This is a genomic window from Paraburkholderia sp. BR10923 (assembly GCF_040948765.1).
Lineage (GTDB): Bacteria > Pseudomonadota > Gammaproteobacteria > Burkholderiales > Burkholderiaceae > Paraburkholderia > Paraburkholderia youngii.
Map to the genome: position 1 here is coordinate 1 of NZ_JBFPKO010000055.1, position 14,934 is coordinate 14,934.

At 62.1% G+C, this 14,934-nt stretch carries 10 protein-coding genes; 8 read left to right on the forward strand and 2 right to left on the reverse strand.

Annotated elements, in window-relative coordinates; translation table 11 throughout:
- Window positions 1-826: MFS transporter (locus AB3X94_RS39815; protein ID WP_368614344.1), on the forward strand; the 826-nt coding region annotated here is incomplete at its 5' end.
- Between the two features lie 65 nt (window positions 827-891).
- Window positions 892-1,809: a LysR family transcriptional regulator gene (locus tag AB3X94_RS39820; RefSeq protein ID WP_368614350.1), complete on the forward strand. Its 918-nt coding sequence runs from the start codon at window positions 892-894 to the stop codon at window positions 1,807-1,809.
- Between the two features lie 25 nt (window positions 1,810-1,834).
- Here AB3X94_RS39820 and AB3X94_RS39825 read toward each other — a convergent pair whose 3' ends face one another.
- Window positions 1,835-3,121, reverse strand: coding sequence for a diguanylate cyclase (locus AB3X94_RS39825; protein ID WP_368614345.1), 1,287 nt, complete (start codon window positions 3,119-3,121; stop codon window positions 1,835-1,837).
- A 475-nt stretch (window positions 3,122-3,596) separates the two neighbouring features.
- Between AB3X94_RS39825 and AB3X94_RS39830 the strand changes: the two genes are divergently transcribed.
- The 6 genes from AB3X94_RS39830 (at window position 3,597) to AB3X94_RS39855 (ending at window position 12,058) form a co-directional block, all read left to right on the forward strand.
- Entirely contained in the window at window positions 3,597-4,979 is a 1,383-nt protein-coding gene (locus AB3X94_RS39830) for an MFS transporter (protein WP_368614346.1), read from the forward strand.
- A gap of 114 nt (window positions 4,980-5,093) precedes the next feature.
- Window positions 5,094-6,005 (forward strand): LysR family transcriptional regulator, encoded by a 912-nt coding sequence (locus AB3X94_RS39835; RefSeq protein WP_368614347.1) that lies wholly within the window; start codon window positions 5,094-5,096, stop codon window positions 6,003-6,005.
- Window positions 6,006-6,184: 179 nt separating this feature from the next.
- Window positions 6,185-7,684 (forward strand): aldehyde dehydrogenase family protein, encoded by a 1,500-nt coding sequence (locus AB3X94_RS39840; RefSeq protein WP_176107281.1) that lies wholly within the window; start codon window positions 6,185-6,187, stop codon window positions 7,682-7,684.
- Between the two features lie 112 nt (window positions 7,685-7,796).
- Entirely contained in the window at window positions 7,797-8,969 is a 1,173-nt protein-coding gene (locus tag AB3X94_RS39845; protein WP_176107282.1) for an FAD-binding oxidoreductase, read from the forward strand.
- A 156-nt stretch (window positions 8,970-9,125) separates the two neighbouring features.
- The gene (locus AB3X94_RS39850) at window positions 9,126-10,334 is read left to right on the forward strand and encodes a PLP-dependent aminotransferase family protein (protein WP_368614348.1); all 1,209 of its coding nucleotides are present in this window, start codon (window positions 9,126-9,128) and stop codon (window positions 10,332-10,334) included.
- A 620-nt stretch (window positions 10,335-10,954) separates the two neighbouring features.
- Window positions 10,955-12,058: a YjgN family protein gene (locus AB3X94_RS39855; protein WP_368614349.1), complete on the forward strand. Its 1,104-nt coding sequence runs from the start codon at window positions 10,955-10,957 to the stop codon at window positions 12,056-12,058.
- Window positions 12,059-12,390: 332 nt separating this feature from the next.
- On the opposite strand, the gene rpoD is transcribed toward AB3X94_RS39855, so the two are convergent.
- Window positions 12,391-14,388, reverse strand: coding sequence for an RNA polymerase sigma factor RpoD (gene rpoD / locus AB3X94_RS39860; protein WP_176107285.1), 1,998 nt, complete (start codon window positions 14,386-14,388; stop codon window positions 12,391-12,393).
- Window positions 14,389-14,934 lie beyond the last annotated feature (546 nt).

Sequence of the window (14,934 nt, forward strand, 5' to 3'; positions counted from 1 at the left end):
CGGGCAAACGCCCGCGTGCAATGCCCGCAAGGGCCAAAAACCAAAGGATGACCGTCGGCTTCACGACCTGAACACCTCTACATCGCCGACACGTCGCAAATTCAGCTGCTTGTTCAGCGTAGCCTTAGAGGAAATCGGCACCAGCGAAAAGGCTTCGTCTGCGTCCGCCGGCAAAGCGGATTTTGCTGGACTGTTGAAAACGCCGCTGGTCTGGTGGTGCTTTGTCACCTTGTTCGTATTCAGCATCGCCTCGTGGGGAATCATGAGCTGGTTTCCGACGTACCTGCTGAAAGCGCGCGGCCTCTCGACGGCCAAAATGGGCATTATGGCGTCGGTGCCATTTCTCGTCGGCACGATTGCCTATTGCATCACGGGCTTTCTCTCCGACAAGTTCTTCCGCAATCGTCGCGAATTGCTTGTCGTCCTCGGCTGCATCGTGGCCGCCGTCTTTGCCTATCTGACGGCCCATGCGGAGACTGCGGAAACGGCGGTGTTCTATCAGACGATCGGCTATTTCTTCTCGACCATGGCCGGCTGTTCGTTGTACACGATCCCGAACGTCGCGCTGCCGAACAAGGTCGTCGGATCGGCAATCGGCTTTGTCAATGCAGCGGGTCAGCTGGCAGGATTTCTTTCCCCGCTGATCGTCGGTTACATCCTGACCAGCACGAATAACGACTTCAATGTCGTGTTCCATCTTTTCGTCGGCTGCTTCTTGCTGGCTTCGGTTTCCGCATGGTTCATCAATACGAGGACGGATCGCAGCGACACCGTCACTCGGGCCGACGGTGGAGAAGTGGCCGCGCGGAACCGGACAGCCGGATAAATGGCGCGACGGGGCTTGGGCCGGCGATAATGCCAGCTCAGTCACCTGCTTTGAATCGCGCGACCATGAAATCGAGGATCGAAAATTTTTCGAGCGGCATCAGCGTGTTTGCGGCGGTAGTCGACGCCGGTACGTTCGCGGCTGCGTCGGAAGTGATCGGAATGTCGCCGCCTGGTGTGAGCAGGGCGATTGCAAGGCTGGAAAAGAGATTGAAGATCCGGCTCTTCAATCGAACTACGCGGTCCGTATCCCTGACGGACGAGGGCCGCCGTTTTTACGAGCAGGTCATGCCGCACCTCGCAGGGCTGGAGGAAGCCGCCGTGGCCGCGGCTGGCGGCGCATCGGCGGTGCGGGGAAAGCTGCGGGTCAACCTCGATCCAGTGTGTTACCGGGCGATACTCGGGCAACGCCTCGACCATTTCATGGACGCGCATCCTGAGCTCGAAATCGAGTTCATCGCGCGCGACCATCTGGGCGATCTCGTTCTCGAGGGCTTTGATCTCGCGCTGCGGTTCGGCGAGCCGAGGACATCGTCTCTCGTCGCACGCAAGCTGCTCGACACGGCCGTGGTCACGGTCGCCGCACCGTCGTACATCGCACGACGTGGGCGCCCGGCAAAGCCGGAAGATCTCGAGGGCCCAGGTCACCGTTGCCTGGAATTCCGCAATTCGGAGACAGGCAAGCCGTTCCCCTGGGAGTTCCATCGCAAACGCAAGAAAACTGTGATTGCACCGCGCGGGCGATTGACGGTGAACGATCCTGGCGCGCTACTGAATGCGTGCCTCGCTGGCTCCGGTGTCGCGCAGATGCTTCTTTTCGGTGCCGAGCAACTGATTGCCGAAGGGCGGCTGATCAATCTCTTTCCCGACTGGCCTGACGAGCGCTATCCGCTGTACGCCTGCTACCCGTCACGCCATCACGTTCCGGCGAAGACGCGTGCCTTTCTGGAGTTCGTCGTAGAGTTGGCAAACACTCACTCGTGAGCGGCCGTTACTCACACGGCCTGCATCAACCAACCTCCACGCGGTTCCGCCCTCTGTCCTTGGCGCGATACAGCGCCAGGTCCGCGCGCTTGACGATGGCGTCGACGTCATCCTCACCAGGCAGGCGCTCGGTCACGCCGATGCTGACCGTAAATGGAATCGGCTTGCCGAGCCGCCACGGATGCTCGAAGTTCTGCTGCTCGATCGTCTGGCGCAAGTCTTCGGCCACGCTCGTCGCCTGTTCGATATCGAGGCCCGGCAGCGCGGCGACGAACTCCTCGCCGCCCCAGCGGGCAAACACGCCGATGCGCCAATCGGCGTTCATGACGACTTTGGCCATCACGCGCAGCACTTCGTCGCCAATGTCGTGTCCGTAACTGTCGTTGATCTTCTTGAAGTAATCGATATCGAGGAGAAAGATCGAAAGCTTGCTGTCCGACCCCAGCAGGTTCTCGACCGTGTCCGCGAATTCTCTTCGGTTGGGCAGGCCGGTCAGCTCGTCGGTCACGGCCTGCTTCTGCAGCAGATCCATCAATTGGACGCGATCGGCGATGTCGCGAATCACTGCGGTGAATTCGATCAGGCCGCCCACGTTGATCTTCGAGATCGCGATTTCGACAGGCAGCAGCGAGCCGTCGCGATGCAGCCCATAGATGCGGTTGCGCTCGTCCATTTGCCGCGAGCGCACCGGCGAGCGGGCGAACTGATGGACGTACTGGGAGTGATTGGCGCGATAGCGCTCGGGCAGCAGTTCCGTGATGGGGTGCCCCACCATCTCTTCGACCGAATAGCCGAAAAGGTTTTCCGCAGCGCGATTGAAGAGAGTGATGCAGTGCTGCTGGTCGATCGTAATGATCGCGTCATAGGCGGCATCCACCACCGAGCGGAAACGCGACGTGCTGACTTCCAGTTCGTGCATCAACTCCATCTTTGCGGTGATCTCGAGACCCGTCACCATGATTTCGATCACCGAGTTCGCGCCTCTGTTGTGCCGCAGCGGCTTCAACGACAGGCGCCACCAGTGGGTTCCGTCTCTCAGGTCATAAGCCTGCTCGAGTTCGCGGGCGACGCCGGATTCAAAGCATTCGCTGAGCTTCTGACGGAATTCGGTTCGTGCGTAATTGGGAATCAGCGTGTCGAATGACGCCGGGAACGATTTGATGCTGTTGCGCTTGCCGCCCGTCATTTGCATGAAATGATCGTTGCAGGCGGAAACCACCAGCTGTCCCCTCTCATCGCGCGCGACGATCGCGACGCTTGCGGCGATTTCGTCGACGATCGTCCGCATCGTGCAGGACCAGTCATCAACCATTCTGCCTCCGAGAATCTACCTGAGTGCCCCGTATGTCCTCCTGAACAGCACGCACGTCTACATTCAAATCATCCGGTGCGACCGGCTCCGAAGCTCGATATCGGGCCGCTTTGAAATGGGCATGGCCGGCCAACATGCGGGGGGAGTACATCGACAGAGTAGGCCGTAGTCCGATTTTTGGGAAGAATTTATTCCTGGAAATGAAGTACCAGACTCTGATGCGCTGCAGCCTTTCAGGTATGCAAATCGCTTCTTTTTCATCCCTTAATCAAACCGGAACACTCACCTCCAAAAAACCCAATTCCCACCCCACGTCGCCTGTCGCACTCTTGAAGCCAACGGCCCGCACGATCCAACTACGGCCGTTCAGCGCTCTGCCTCGAGCCGCCGCATCCAACGAAGGCAGCCTCGCAGAACTGTTCCGCGCACGCGAGCCTCTCGCCCGTGCACCGCCTAAAAAGACAGGAGACACAACTTGCCAGCCCCCATCAACTCCGGTGCACGCCTCGACCGCCTGCCGATCAGCCGCTTTCACTGGAACATCCTCGGCCTGATCGGCGCAGGCGCTTTCCTCGACGCCTTCGACATCTATCTCGCCAACGGCGCGCTCGCGGCGATGGTCAAAACCGGCTTCACCGATCTGCGCCTCGGCTCGTTTTTCATCTCCGCGACCTTCATGGGCATGATGATCGGCGCGGGCCTGTCGGGCTATCTCGGCGACCGCTTCGGCCGACGCTATTCGTATCAAGCCAATCTCGCGATCTTCGGCCTCGCATCGCTCGCCGCCTGCTTCGCGCCGGACATCTACTGGCTGATCCTGCTGCGCTTCATCATGGGCATCGGCCTCGGCGCCGAACTCGTGGTCGCCGCGGGCACGCTGTGCGAATTCGTGCCACCCGCCACGCGCGGCCGCTGGACCGCGTTGCTCGCGCTGATCATCAACTCCGGTCTGCTCGGCGCGACCGCGGTCGGCTATTGGGTGATTCCGCATCTCGGCTGGCGCTATATGTTCGCGATCGCGGGTGTCGGCGCGATGGTCGTGTGGTTCCTGCGGCATCGGATGCCGGAGTCGCCGCGCTGGCTCGAAACGGTTGGCCGGCTCGAAGAGGCGGAGGCCACGGTCGCCGCGATCGAGCGACAGGTCGAGGCGCGCGTCGGCAAACTGCCGCCGGTCGCGCGCGTGTTCAGTCACGAGGTGCCGGCCGCGCCGTTCGCGGCGCTGTTCGCGCGCGGCATGATCGGCCGCACGCTGGTCGCCGCGCTGACCTGCATGGCGATCAACATGTCGTTGTACGGTTTCGTCGCGTGGCTGCCGACGTTCTTCGTCAAGGAAGGCCTGACCATCGTGCAGTCGCTCGGCTTCGTGCTGCTGATGTCGTTCGGCGCGCCGGCCGGTGCCGTGGTCGGTTATCTCGTGACGGACCGCCTCGGGCGGCGCAACGGCATCGTGCTGTTCTCGCTCGCAACGATCGTGCTCGGCTTCGTCTACGTGCAGATGCGCGCGCCGGTGCCGATCGCGGTCGTCGGCTTCGCGCTCGTCACGACGATCTACACCGTCTGCACGCTCGGCCTGTTCGGCTATATCCCCGAGCTGTTTCCGACCGCGCATCGCTTGCGCGGCACCGGCGTGGCCGGCACGTGCGGCCGCGCGGCGTCGATGTCGACACCGTATGTCGCGCTGCTGCTCTACACGCAGTTCGGCGTGACGGGTGTGCTGACGATGGTCGGAGGCGTGCTGTTGTTGCTGAGCATCGCGATTCTCGCGCTGCGCATCGAAACGAGTCAACAGACGCTCGAAGAGATCTCGCCCGATGCCGAGCTGATACCGCAAGCGGAGATGATGCAAGAGTCGGCATAGGCCGTACGCGCATGAAGGGAGGCCGTCGATTCGGATCTTTCCCCGGCTAAATTTTCACCACACCTGGTTAAGATGAAAGTCTGTCCTGCCCATGCTTCGCTAGCAGCTTTCATCATGCACTTCGATTTCGTCGATTTACGCCTGCTCATGCACATCGCCGACACGCGCAACCTCGCGCGTGCGGCGGAGCGTTCGCACCTGTCGGCGCCGGCCGCCAGCAACCGGGTCAAGAATCTCGAGGAGCAGCTCGGCATCAAGCTGCTCTATCGAACCAGCCAGGGCGTGACGCCGACACCCGCGGGCGAGGCCTTCGTGCATCACGCGCGGCTCGTGCTCGAACGCGTCGAGCATCTGGCCGGCGATATGCAGGAGTACGGCGATGGCATCAAGGGCCACGTGCGCATCTGGGCCAACACGACCGCGATAAGCGAGTTCCTGCCGGCCGTGCTGAGCCGTTTTCTGCGCGATCACCCGGACGTGAACATCGATCTGCGCGAAGTGCTGAGCGGCGAGATCGTCAAGGGCGTCGCCGACAGCGCGACCGATATCGGCATCGTCGCGGGCAATGTGCATGCCGAGCATCTGCAGATGCTGCCGTATCGCGACGATCGGCTCGTGCTCGTGACGTCGTGCGAGCATCCGTTCGCGAGGCAGGCGTCGGTCGATTTCTCGCAGGTGCTGAACGCGAACTTCGTCAGCCTGCCGACGTCGAGTGCGATCCACGCATTCATCACGAGTGCCGCCGATGCGCTCGGCGCGCGTCTCAAACTTCGCATTCAGGTCGGCAACTTCGAGGCCGCGTGCCGGATGATCGAGGCGGGTGTCGGAATCGGCATCGTGCCGGAATCGGTCGCGCTGCGGCACAGAAAGACGATGCAGATCGCGATCGTCGGCCTGAACGATCCGTGGGCCGAGCGTAAGCTGAAGATCTGCGTGCGCAGTCTGCAGGACTTGCCGCCGTTTGCGCGCGTGCTGGTCGACCGGTTGACGGCGGCGGCGGAGGGGGACGGCGCGACCGATGCTTGACGCTTGACGCGCGGGTTTCGCACACCCGCCCGGAGCTTGACTAAGTTTCCTTCTGGAAACAACGCTACCTTTTGTCAACCGGTATTTCACTCCCCAGGCATCTCCTTGCCGCCACAAAAACCCGCGTGTATAGTTTCCGAACTTACTCTTGTTTCGCATCGGAAATTAAAGGGGTTCACATGGACGCGTCCACCATCCTTGCCGATCTCGGCATTGCCCACGCCGCACAAGCCGGCGATATCGCGGTTCATTCGCCGATCACCGGCGCGCTCATCGGCCGTGTGGCCAGCCAGACGTCGGCTGAGGTCGACGCGGCGCTCGCCCGGGCCAAAGACGCGTTCGCCGTATGGCGCAACGTGCCGGCGCCGCGCCGCGGCGAGCTGGTGCGGCTGCTCGGCAATCGGCTGCGCGAACAGAAGCACGCGCTCGGCAGCCTCGTTTCGCTGGAAACCGGCAAGATCCTGCAGGAAGGCATGGGCGAAGTGCAGGAAATGATCGACATCTGCGATTTCGCGGTCGGTCTGTCGCGCCAGCTGTACGGTTTGACGATCGCGTCCGAGCGCCCGGGGCATCGGATGGCGGAGTCGTGGCATCCGCTCGGCACCTGCGTCGTGATCTCCGCGTTCAATTTCCCTGTGGCGGTGTGGTCGTGGAATGCGGCGCTCGCGCTGGTGTGCGGCAACGCGGTGATCTGGAAGCCGTCGGAAAAGACGCCGCTGTCGGCGCTCGCGGTGAACAAGATTCTCGAAGATGCACTGAAGGAATTCGGCGATGCGCCGGCTGGCCTCGCGGCGCTGATCATCGGCGGCCGCGACGTCGGCGAAAAGCTCGTGGCCGATCCGCGCGCGTCGATCGTCAGCGCGACGGGCAGCACGGAAATGGGGCGCAAGGTCGGCGTCGAAGTGGCGAAGCGTTTCGGCCGTTCGCTGCTCGAACTCGGCGGCAACAACGCGGGCATCGTCGCGCAGACGGCCGACCATGAACTCGCGATGCGCGGCATCCTGTTCTCGGCGGTCGGCACGGCCGGTCAGCGCTGCACGACGCTGCGGCGTCTGTTCGTTCACGACAGCGTGTACGAAAAGACCGTCGAGCGTCTGAAGCAGCTGTATAGCCGCGTACCGATCGGCAATCCGCTCGAAAAGGGCACGCTGATGGGGCCGCTGATCGACCGTCAATCGTTCGACCGCATGCAGGAAGCGCTGCAGCAGGCCAAGGCCGAGGGCGGCAAGGTGTTCGGCGGCGAGCGCGTCGACGTGAAGGGTTATGAGGGCGGCTACTACGTGCGTCCGGCCATCGTCGAGATGCCGTCGCAGACGCCGGTCGTGCTGAAGGAAACTTTCGCGCCGATTCTATACGTGCTGCGCTATGCCGATTTCGCCGATGCGGTCGACGCGAACAATGCCGCGCATCATGGTCTGTCGTCGTGCGTGTTCACGAGCGACCTGCGCGAAGCCGAGCGCTTCCTGTCCGCGTCGGGCAGCGACTGCGGCATCGCCAACGTCAACATCGGTCCGAGCGGCGCGGAGATCGGCGGGGCGTTTGGCGGCGAGAAGGAAACGGGCGGCGGCCGGGAGTCGGGTTCGGATGCGTGGAAGGCGTATATGCGTCGCGCGACCAATACCGTGAACTACTCGTCGGCGCTGCCGCTGGCGCAGGGTATCGACTTCAATCTCGACTGACGCGCGCAAGTGTGACGCCGCCGTCAGGCGTGCCACGGCCGCGCGTTGCAGATAGCAATCCGTTTGCGCCGCCCGGCGTTCCGGAGCGGCCACGTTACTCGTGGAGTAAGACGTGAGTTCGAAAGTCGTGATCGTCGGCGGTGGGGTGATCGGCAGTTCGATTGCGTATTTCTTGCGGCTGTCCGATCCGACAGTCGGCGTCACGGTGATCGAACGCGATCCGACCTATGCGCGTTCGTCGTCGGCCTTGTCGGCGGCGTCGATCCGGCAGCAATTTTCTACGCCGCTTTCCATTCAGATGTCGCTGTTCGGCATCGAGTTTCTGCGCTCGATCGGCGAGCGGCTGGAAGTCGACGGCACGCGGCCGTCGATCGATCTGCACGAAGGCGGCTACCTGTTTCTCGCGACATCGGCCGGTGAAGCGACGCTGCGCGAGAATCACGCGCTGCAAACAAGCCTCGGCGCGGATATCAGCCTGCTCGACACGCATGGCTTGCAAACGCGCTTCCCCTGGCTCAATACCGACGATCTCGTTGCCGGCGCTTTTGGCGAAAGCGGCGAGGGCTGGTTCGACGGCTACGGTCTCGTGCAGGCGCTGCGCAAGAAAGCGCAGGCGCTCGGCGCGCGCTATGTCGCGGCCGACGTCACCGCGCTGCATCGCGACGGCAGCCGTGTCACGCAGGTACGAACCGCGGACGGCGAGACCTATGCTTGCGATGTCGTCGTCAACGCGGCCGGCGCGTGGTCGCGCAAGGTCGCGCAGATGATCGGCATCGACCTGCCCGTCTATGCGCGGCGGCGCAGTATCTTTAACGTCACGTCGCCGGCAAGGCTCGAACGCTGCCCGCTGCTGATCGATCCGAGCGGCGTGTACTTCCGGCCCGAAGGCAATTCTTACATCTGCGGCACGTCGCCATCGGCCGATAACGACCCCGACGATTTACCGCTCGACGAAGTCGATCACGCGCTATTCGACGACGTGATCTGGCCGACGCTCGCGAATCGCGTGCCGCAATTCGAGGCGCTGCGCGTGCAGAACTGCTGGTCCGGCTATTACGAATACAACGTGCTCGATCAGAACGCGATCATTGGACATCATCCGGATGTCGAAAACTGCATCTTCGCGAACGGCTTCAGCGGCCACGGTTTGCAGCAAGGCCCGGCAACCGGACGCGGCATCAGCGAATTGATTCTGCATGGCCGCTATGCGACGCTCGACCTCGGTTCACTGAGCTTCGCGCGTGTGCTTGAAAACCGGCCGATCATCGAGAAGAACGTGGTGTAGCTAGCGCCCCTATATGGCCCGATGCGGGGTCATGCGGAAAACGCAATAAGTAGTGCATAGATATCGTTTGCCGCAGATCCCGCCGATGGCCACAATCGACGCCGATCGTCTTCGACATCCCAATCGATATCACACGAGAGGCAGGCGGCCGTCATCATGTTCTCATTCAATCCCGCATTCGAAGCACCGAGCGGCTCGCCGATCCGCGAGCTGTTCAAATACCTCGCGCAGCCCGGCATGATCTCGTTCGCCGGCGGCTATCCGGCGAGCGACCTGTTCGACCGTGAAGGACTCGATGCCGCGGCCGCGCGCGCCTCGCATCAGCCGACGCTGTGTCTGCAATACGGCCCCACCGATGGCATCGCGGTCCTCAAGGAACAGCTTGCACAGCTGATGGCACGGCGCGGCGCGTCATGCACGCCAACAGACCTGCTCGTGACGACCGGTTCGCAACAAGGCTTCGATCTGCTGCTGCGGGTGATGGTGGCGCCCGGCGACGTCGTGCTCATCGAGCAGCCCGCGTATCCGGCCACGTTGCAGGCGCTGAAGCTGCAACAGGCCGACGTCGTCACGGTGCCCGTCGATCAGCACGGACTCGACGTCGCGAAGCTCGCCGCAGTGCTCGAATCGGGCACGCTGCGTCGCGCTCCCAAGCTGCTGTACACAGTGCCGACCTTCGCGAATCCGACTGGCGCGACGTTGTCGCTCGAACGTCGAATCGCATTGTTGAGCCTTGCGGCGCGCTATCGGTTCATGATCGTCGAAGACGATCCGTATGGTGATCTGCGTTTCGATGGCATGGCAGTGCCTTCGCTTTTCGCGTTGAGCGGGCAGGTGCCCGGTTCCCGCGACTGGGTCGTGCATTTTTCGAGTCTGTCGAAGATCGTCGCGCCGGGTTTGCGGGTCGGCTGGATGGTCGCGCACGCGGAGATCGTGCGGCGCTGCGTGGTCGCCAAGCAGACGGTCGATCTGTGCAGCGCGCCGTGGACCCAGGTGATCGCCGCCGAGTACCTCGCGAGCGGCGCGTTGGAGCGTCATCTGCCGCGCATCATCGATGCATATGCCGTGAAATGCCGCGCGCTATGCGATGCGCTCGACACGCATCTCGCGCAGCAGATCGCGTTTCATCGTCCGGCCGGCGGCATGTTCGTGTGGGCGCGTCTGAACGCGGCGCGCGATGCGTCCGACTATCTGCGCATGTGCATCGAACAGAACGTGATGTTCGTGCCGGGCGTCGCGTTTTACAAGGACGCGGTCGATAGGGCGGCGCTGCGTCTGTCGTTTGCCGCGCCCGGGGTCGAGGAGACCGAAACCGGCGTGCATCGAATGAAGCGCGCGCTCGAGCTGTACTTCGAGAGGCAATAAAACCCGCAATGCATCAATACAATCAGCGCAGTGCGGAAGATTACCCGGCGAGCATCTAATGTGCAGCCGGGTTTTTTTATTCCAACGCCAAAAATTGCGACGATTTAGCAGAATTCACCGCATTCCTTATTAATCGTGAATTGCGTTGCGTGCGAATACGCAATCGTTTTCGTCCGCGTATGCCGCGCCATCAGGTCGGCCGTGGCAAGCCGCGGGCGAGGCTGCAGGATTGCCACGGCGGGGGCGCACTCGCGAGTGGACCGTCAAATGATCGCCCCCAATGAAATCGTTATTGCGCGCGTTAATTCAAGATTATGCGAATTGAATAAATTCGCGCCTTGCCAAATTTCGTAATGGAAGTGGCCGATTTATATGCGGAAATGCCATTTATAAAGATACGAAACCGTGTAATTATGTGTTTGCCGGTCGGTTTCCGTTTTGCGTGATTCCCTGCGTGTCTGAAAGACAGGTTTTGCATGGGCTCGCACCACGCGAGCCGGTCTTCGCACGGGAAAGCACCGTCGCCCGTCGCGTTCGCCCACGCATGCCGCATATGAGTGCCGCAAGAGTATGCGTGAGCGGGCCACAAAAACGTTAAACGAAGAAAAGAGGGCAACGCAATGAATTCACTCGACGAGAAGCGGCCGCTGCTGATCTACGACGGCACGCTCGGCGACCTCTACGGCATCTTTTTCAGAAGCCTTCTGCTGCAAATCGTGACGCTCGGCATTTACCGCTTCTGGGCGACCACGAACAACCGCCGCTATGTCTGGTCGCACATGCGCTTTCAGGACGAGCGCTTCGAGTACACCGGCACCGGGGGCGAGCTATTCAAGGGCTTTCTCGTCGCGATCGTGGTCGTGTTGGGCGCGACGTTCGCGGCTGGCGCGCTGAGTGTGGTCTTGCGCATGCAGACGAAAAGCGCCGCACTCGGTTCGTTGCCTGTCGTCGCGTTTTATCTGCTGATCGTCGTGTTCGCGGCGGGCGCGTTTTTCAGCGCGCAGCGCTATCGGCTGAGCCGCACGCAGTGGTGCGGTGTTCGCGGCGGGATGACCGGCTCGGCGCTCGGCTACGGTGTGCGCGCGCTGCTGTATGCGCTGTTGTGCGTTGTCACGCTTGGCCAGATGTTGCCGTGGACGTCGATGCGTCTGACGGAGCGCCGCATCAACGCGAGCGGCTTCGGTAGCCTGGCGTTTCGCTTCAAGGGGCGCGCGCGGGTTGTCTACGGTCTGTTCCTCGTTACGTTCGTCGGCGTGGTCGCTCTTTTTGCGGTGCTGTTCATGGTGTTTCTGAAGGGCGCTCTCGCATCGATGCATGTCGGCCAGGTGTCGGGGGTGGGTGTGGCGCCGTGGCGGGCCGCGCTCGGATCGCTGTTTTTGTTTTATGCGCTGTTCTCGATCGGCACGATGCTGATCCGCGGCTTCTATGTCGCCGCGCTGACGCGCCATGTGATGGGTAATACATCGCTCGGCTCGCAATTGCATTTCGGCAGCAACGTCAGCGTTGCGCGTCTGCTCGGCTTGCAGTGCGGCAACCTTGCGATCATCGTGTTCACGCTCGGCTGCGGCGCGCCGATCGTACTGCATCGGCTGATGCGCTTTGCCGCCGACACGCTGCAGGTTTCCGGCTACCTCGACGCGCACATGCTGGGGCAAAGCACCGTGGCTGCGCCGCTGACCGGCGAGGGCATGCTGAACCTGCTGGATCATGGTGGCGCCTTTTGAGCTTGGCCTCGCGTTGAGCGTGCGACGTTGGGCGGTAGATTGCACGGTGTGCGGCAACCGATAGGACACGCGACTCATCGAAGGCGCCAGCGCGAAACGCAGTACGCTCAATGAGTTAGCGCAGTCATGCGCAGCTTGTCCACAAGCTTGTTCCCAAAATCTGTGGACAACAGGGGAGACGCGAAGCGGAGAGCTCGCGCGCGTAAGGCTACCGGGAAGGTACAGCACAAAAGCAAACAGCGGGACTCACCGTCGACCGGTTCATCCCGCTGCTTGTGTATGACGGCGTGTGTGACTTGCCGTGCGGCGCGCACGGCAAGCGTAGCGAACGCTTATCGGTCGAGGAACGACTTCAGACGGTCCGCGCGGCTCGGATGCATGAGCTTGCGCATCGCCTTGCTCTCGATCTGACGGATCCGCTCGCGCGTCACGTCGAACTGCTTGCCCACTTCTTCGAGCGTGTGATCCGACTTCGTGTTGATGCCGTAGCGCATGCGCAGCACCTTCGCTTCACGCGGCGACAGGGAATCGAGCGCGTCGTCGATTGCGGCACGCAGGTCGGCCTGCATCGCGGCATCCGCCGGCGACGACACGGCCGCGTCTTCGATCATGTCGCCCAGCGTCGCATCGCCGTCGTCGCCGACCGGCGTTTCGAGCGATACCGGTTGCTTCGCGATCTTCAGAATCCCGCGCACCTTCTCTTCCGACAACTCCATGCGTTCCGCGAGCACCGCCGGATGCGCTTCCTGGCCGGTCTGCTGCAGGATCTCGCGCGAAATGCGGTTCAGCTTGTTGATCGTTTCGATCATGTGCACCGGCACGCGGATCGTGCGGGCCTGATCGGCGAGCGAACGCGTGACGGCCTGGCGGACCCACCACGTCGCATACGTCGAAAACTTCCAGCCACGACGGTATTCGAACTTGTCCACGGCCTTCATCAGACCGATGTTGCCTTCCTGGATCAGGTCGAGGAACAGCATGCCGCGGTTCACGTACTTCTTTGCGATCGAGATCACGAGACGCAGGTTCGCCTCGATCATCTCGCTCTTGGCCTTGCGCATCTTCGATTCGGCCGCAACCATCTGGCGGTTGATCTCTTTCAGATGCTTGAGCGGCAGCGACACCGTCGCCTCGATGTCGATGAGCTTCTGCTGTTCGGACTGGATGGCCGGCAGATGACGCTCGAGCGCCGCACCATAGGTCGACGCGCCGGTGCGCGCGGCACGCTCGGTCCAGCCGAGATCGGCCTCGCTACCCGCGAACGTCTCGATGAACTTCTCGCGCGGCATGCCAGCCTTCGAGACGACGATCTGCAAGATGTTGCGCTCAATCGCGCGCACTTGCGCGACCTGGTGCTGCACGTCGCCGCACAGACGGTCGATCGTGCGTGCCGTGAAGCGGATCTTCGCGAGGTGCTGCTGAATGTCTTCGCGTGCGCGCAGATAGGCCTTCGAGGTGACGTCGCCGCGCGTGTGTGACGCGTTCATCTGGTCGAACAGAATGCCGACCTGGGCGAAGATTTCGAGGCAGTCGCTCGTGAGCTGCTTCAGGCGAGCTTCGTCCGCCGCCGACGAATCGGCCGGACCGACGTCGTCGTTGTCTTCATCTTCGCCGTCTTCGTCGGCATCGCTGTCTTCGTCGGCGTCCGCATCGGCACTCGCGACTTCTTCCGCGGCGGCCGTCTCTTCATTCAGACCGTCGACGAGTTCGTCGATGCGCAACTCGCCGTCGGCAACCTGCTGCGCGCTTGCGAGGATCGCGGAGATCGCGAGCGGGCATGCTGCGATCGCCTGCACCATTTCGTGCAGGCCGTCTTCGATTCGCTTCGCGATCGCAATTTCGCCTGCGCGGGTGAGCAACTCAGTCGCGCCCATTTCGCGCATGTACATACGCACGGGGTCGGTGGTGCGGCCGAATTCAGAGTCGACGGTCGACAGCGCGACTTCGGTTTCCTCGTCGGCCTGATCGTCCGACACCACGGCGGGGGAGTTCGAGTTGAGCAGCAGCGTTTCTGCGTCCGGGGCTTGCTCGTACACTTGCACGCCCATATCGCTGAACGCGCTGACGATGCTATCGATCGCGGCGGTTGCGGTGAAGTTGTCGGGCAGGTGGTCGTTGATCTGCGCGTGGGTCAGATAGCCTTGCTCTTTACCCAGCTGGATCAGTGCGCGCATCAGGCGCTGGCGTTCTTCGGCTTGTTGCGGCGGCAGCTCGGCTGCCACAGGGATCGCTTTGCCGGCGCCCTTGCCTTTGGCCGAACGGCCGGACGGAACTTTGGCAGTGAAGGCGGCGGTTTCGTGTTGCGAATCTTCGCGATCAAAAGGGTTCACGTAATTTCCTCTAGAGGCTTCGCTATGAGACGCAAGACGCTACCGTCAGGCGTTTCGAGCAGGGCTCAGCATCACCTGATGTGACTCAACGCGGTTGTTGGGCTGTGCTCTGGGGAGCAAAAAGATGAGCCCGCTCGAAGCGGGCCGATGGACATGCGAAATTTTGCGCGGCTCGCATTATATACGAGCTTGGGAGTTCGCGCTCATGGGTGCACATCAAATCATCGTCGCTGTTGTCGCATGCATGCGTGAGACTGCGCGGGTGCGGGGTCCGTGTGCATGCGCGGGACACGACGTAGATAGGGGCGCATTGGTCCTTGCACAAGGGGGCTTGCCGTTTTCGTATCTATAGGGGCCGTATCCCCACGTGCTGTCCCCAAAAGAAATTCGCAGAAGGGGCTTGACGGGTTGCCGACCGCTCTCCATAATCTCGCTTCTCTGCTGCAGACGCAGCGACGCAAACGAAGCAGTGCCGGGTGGTAGTTCAGGCGCTGCGGGTTGGGCGGATCGATCTTTAAAAACTAACAGCCGATAAGTGTGGGCGCT

Bases quoted from the DNA above. Each gene is read 5' to 3' on its own strand.
- AB3X94_RS39820 (WP_368614350.1), top strand. From the start codon at position 892: ATGAAATCGAGGATCGAAAATTTTTCGAGCGGCATCAGCGTGTTTGCG.
- AB3X94_RS39825 (WP_368614345.1), bottom strand. From the start codon at position 3,121: ATGGTTGATGACTGGTCCTGCACGATGCGGACGATCGTCGACGAAATC.
- AB3X94_RS39835 (WP_368614347.1), top strand. From the start codon at position 5,094: ATGCACTTCGATTTCGTCGATTTACGCCTGCTCATGCACATCGCCGAC.
- AB3X94_RS39840 (WP_176107281.1), top strand. From the start codon at position 6,185: ATGGACGCGTCCACCATCCTTGCCGATCTCGGCATTGCCCACGCCGCA.
- AB3X94_RS39850 (WP_368614348.1), top strand. From the start codon at position 9,126: ATGTTCTCATTCAATCCCGCATTCGAAGCACCGAGCGGCTCGCCGATC.
- AB3X94_RS39855 (WP_368614349.1), top strand. From the start codon at position 10,955: ATGAATTCACTCGACGAGAAGCGGCCGCTGCTGATCTACGACGGCACG.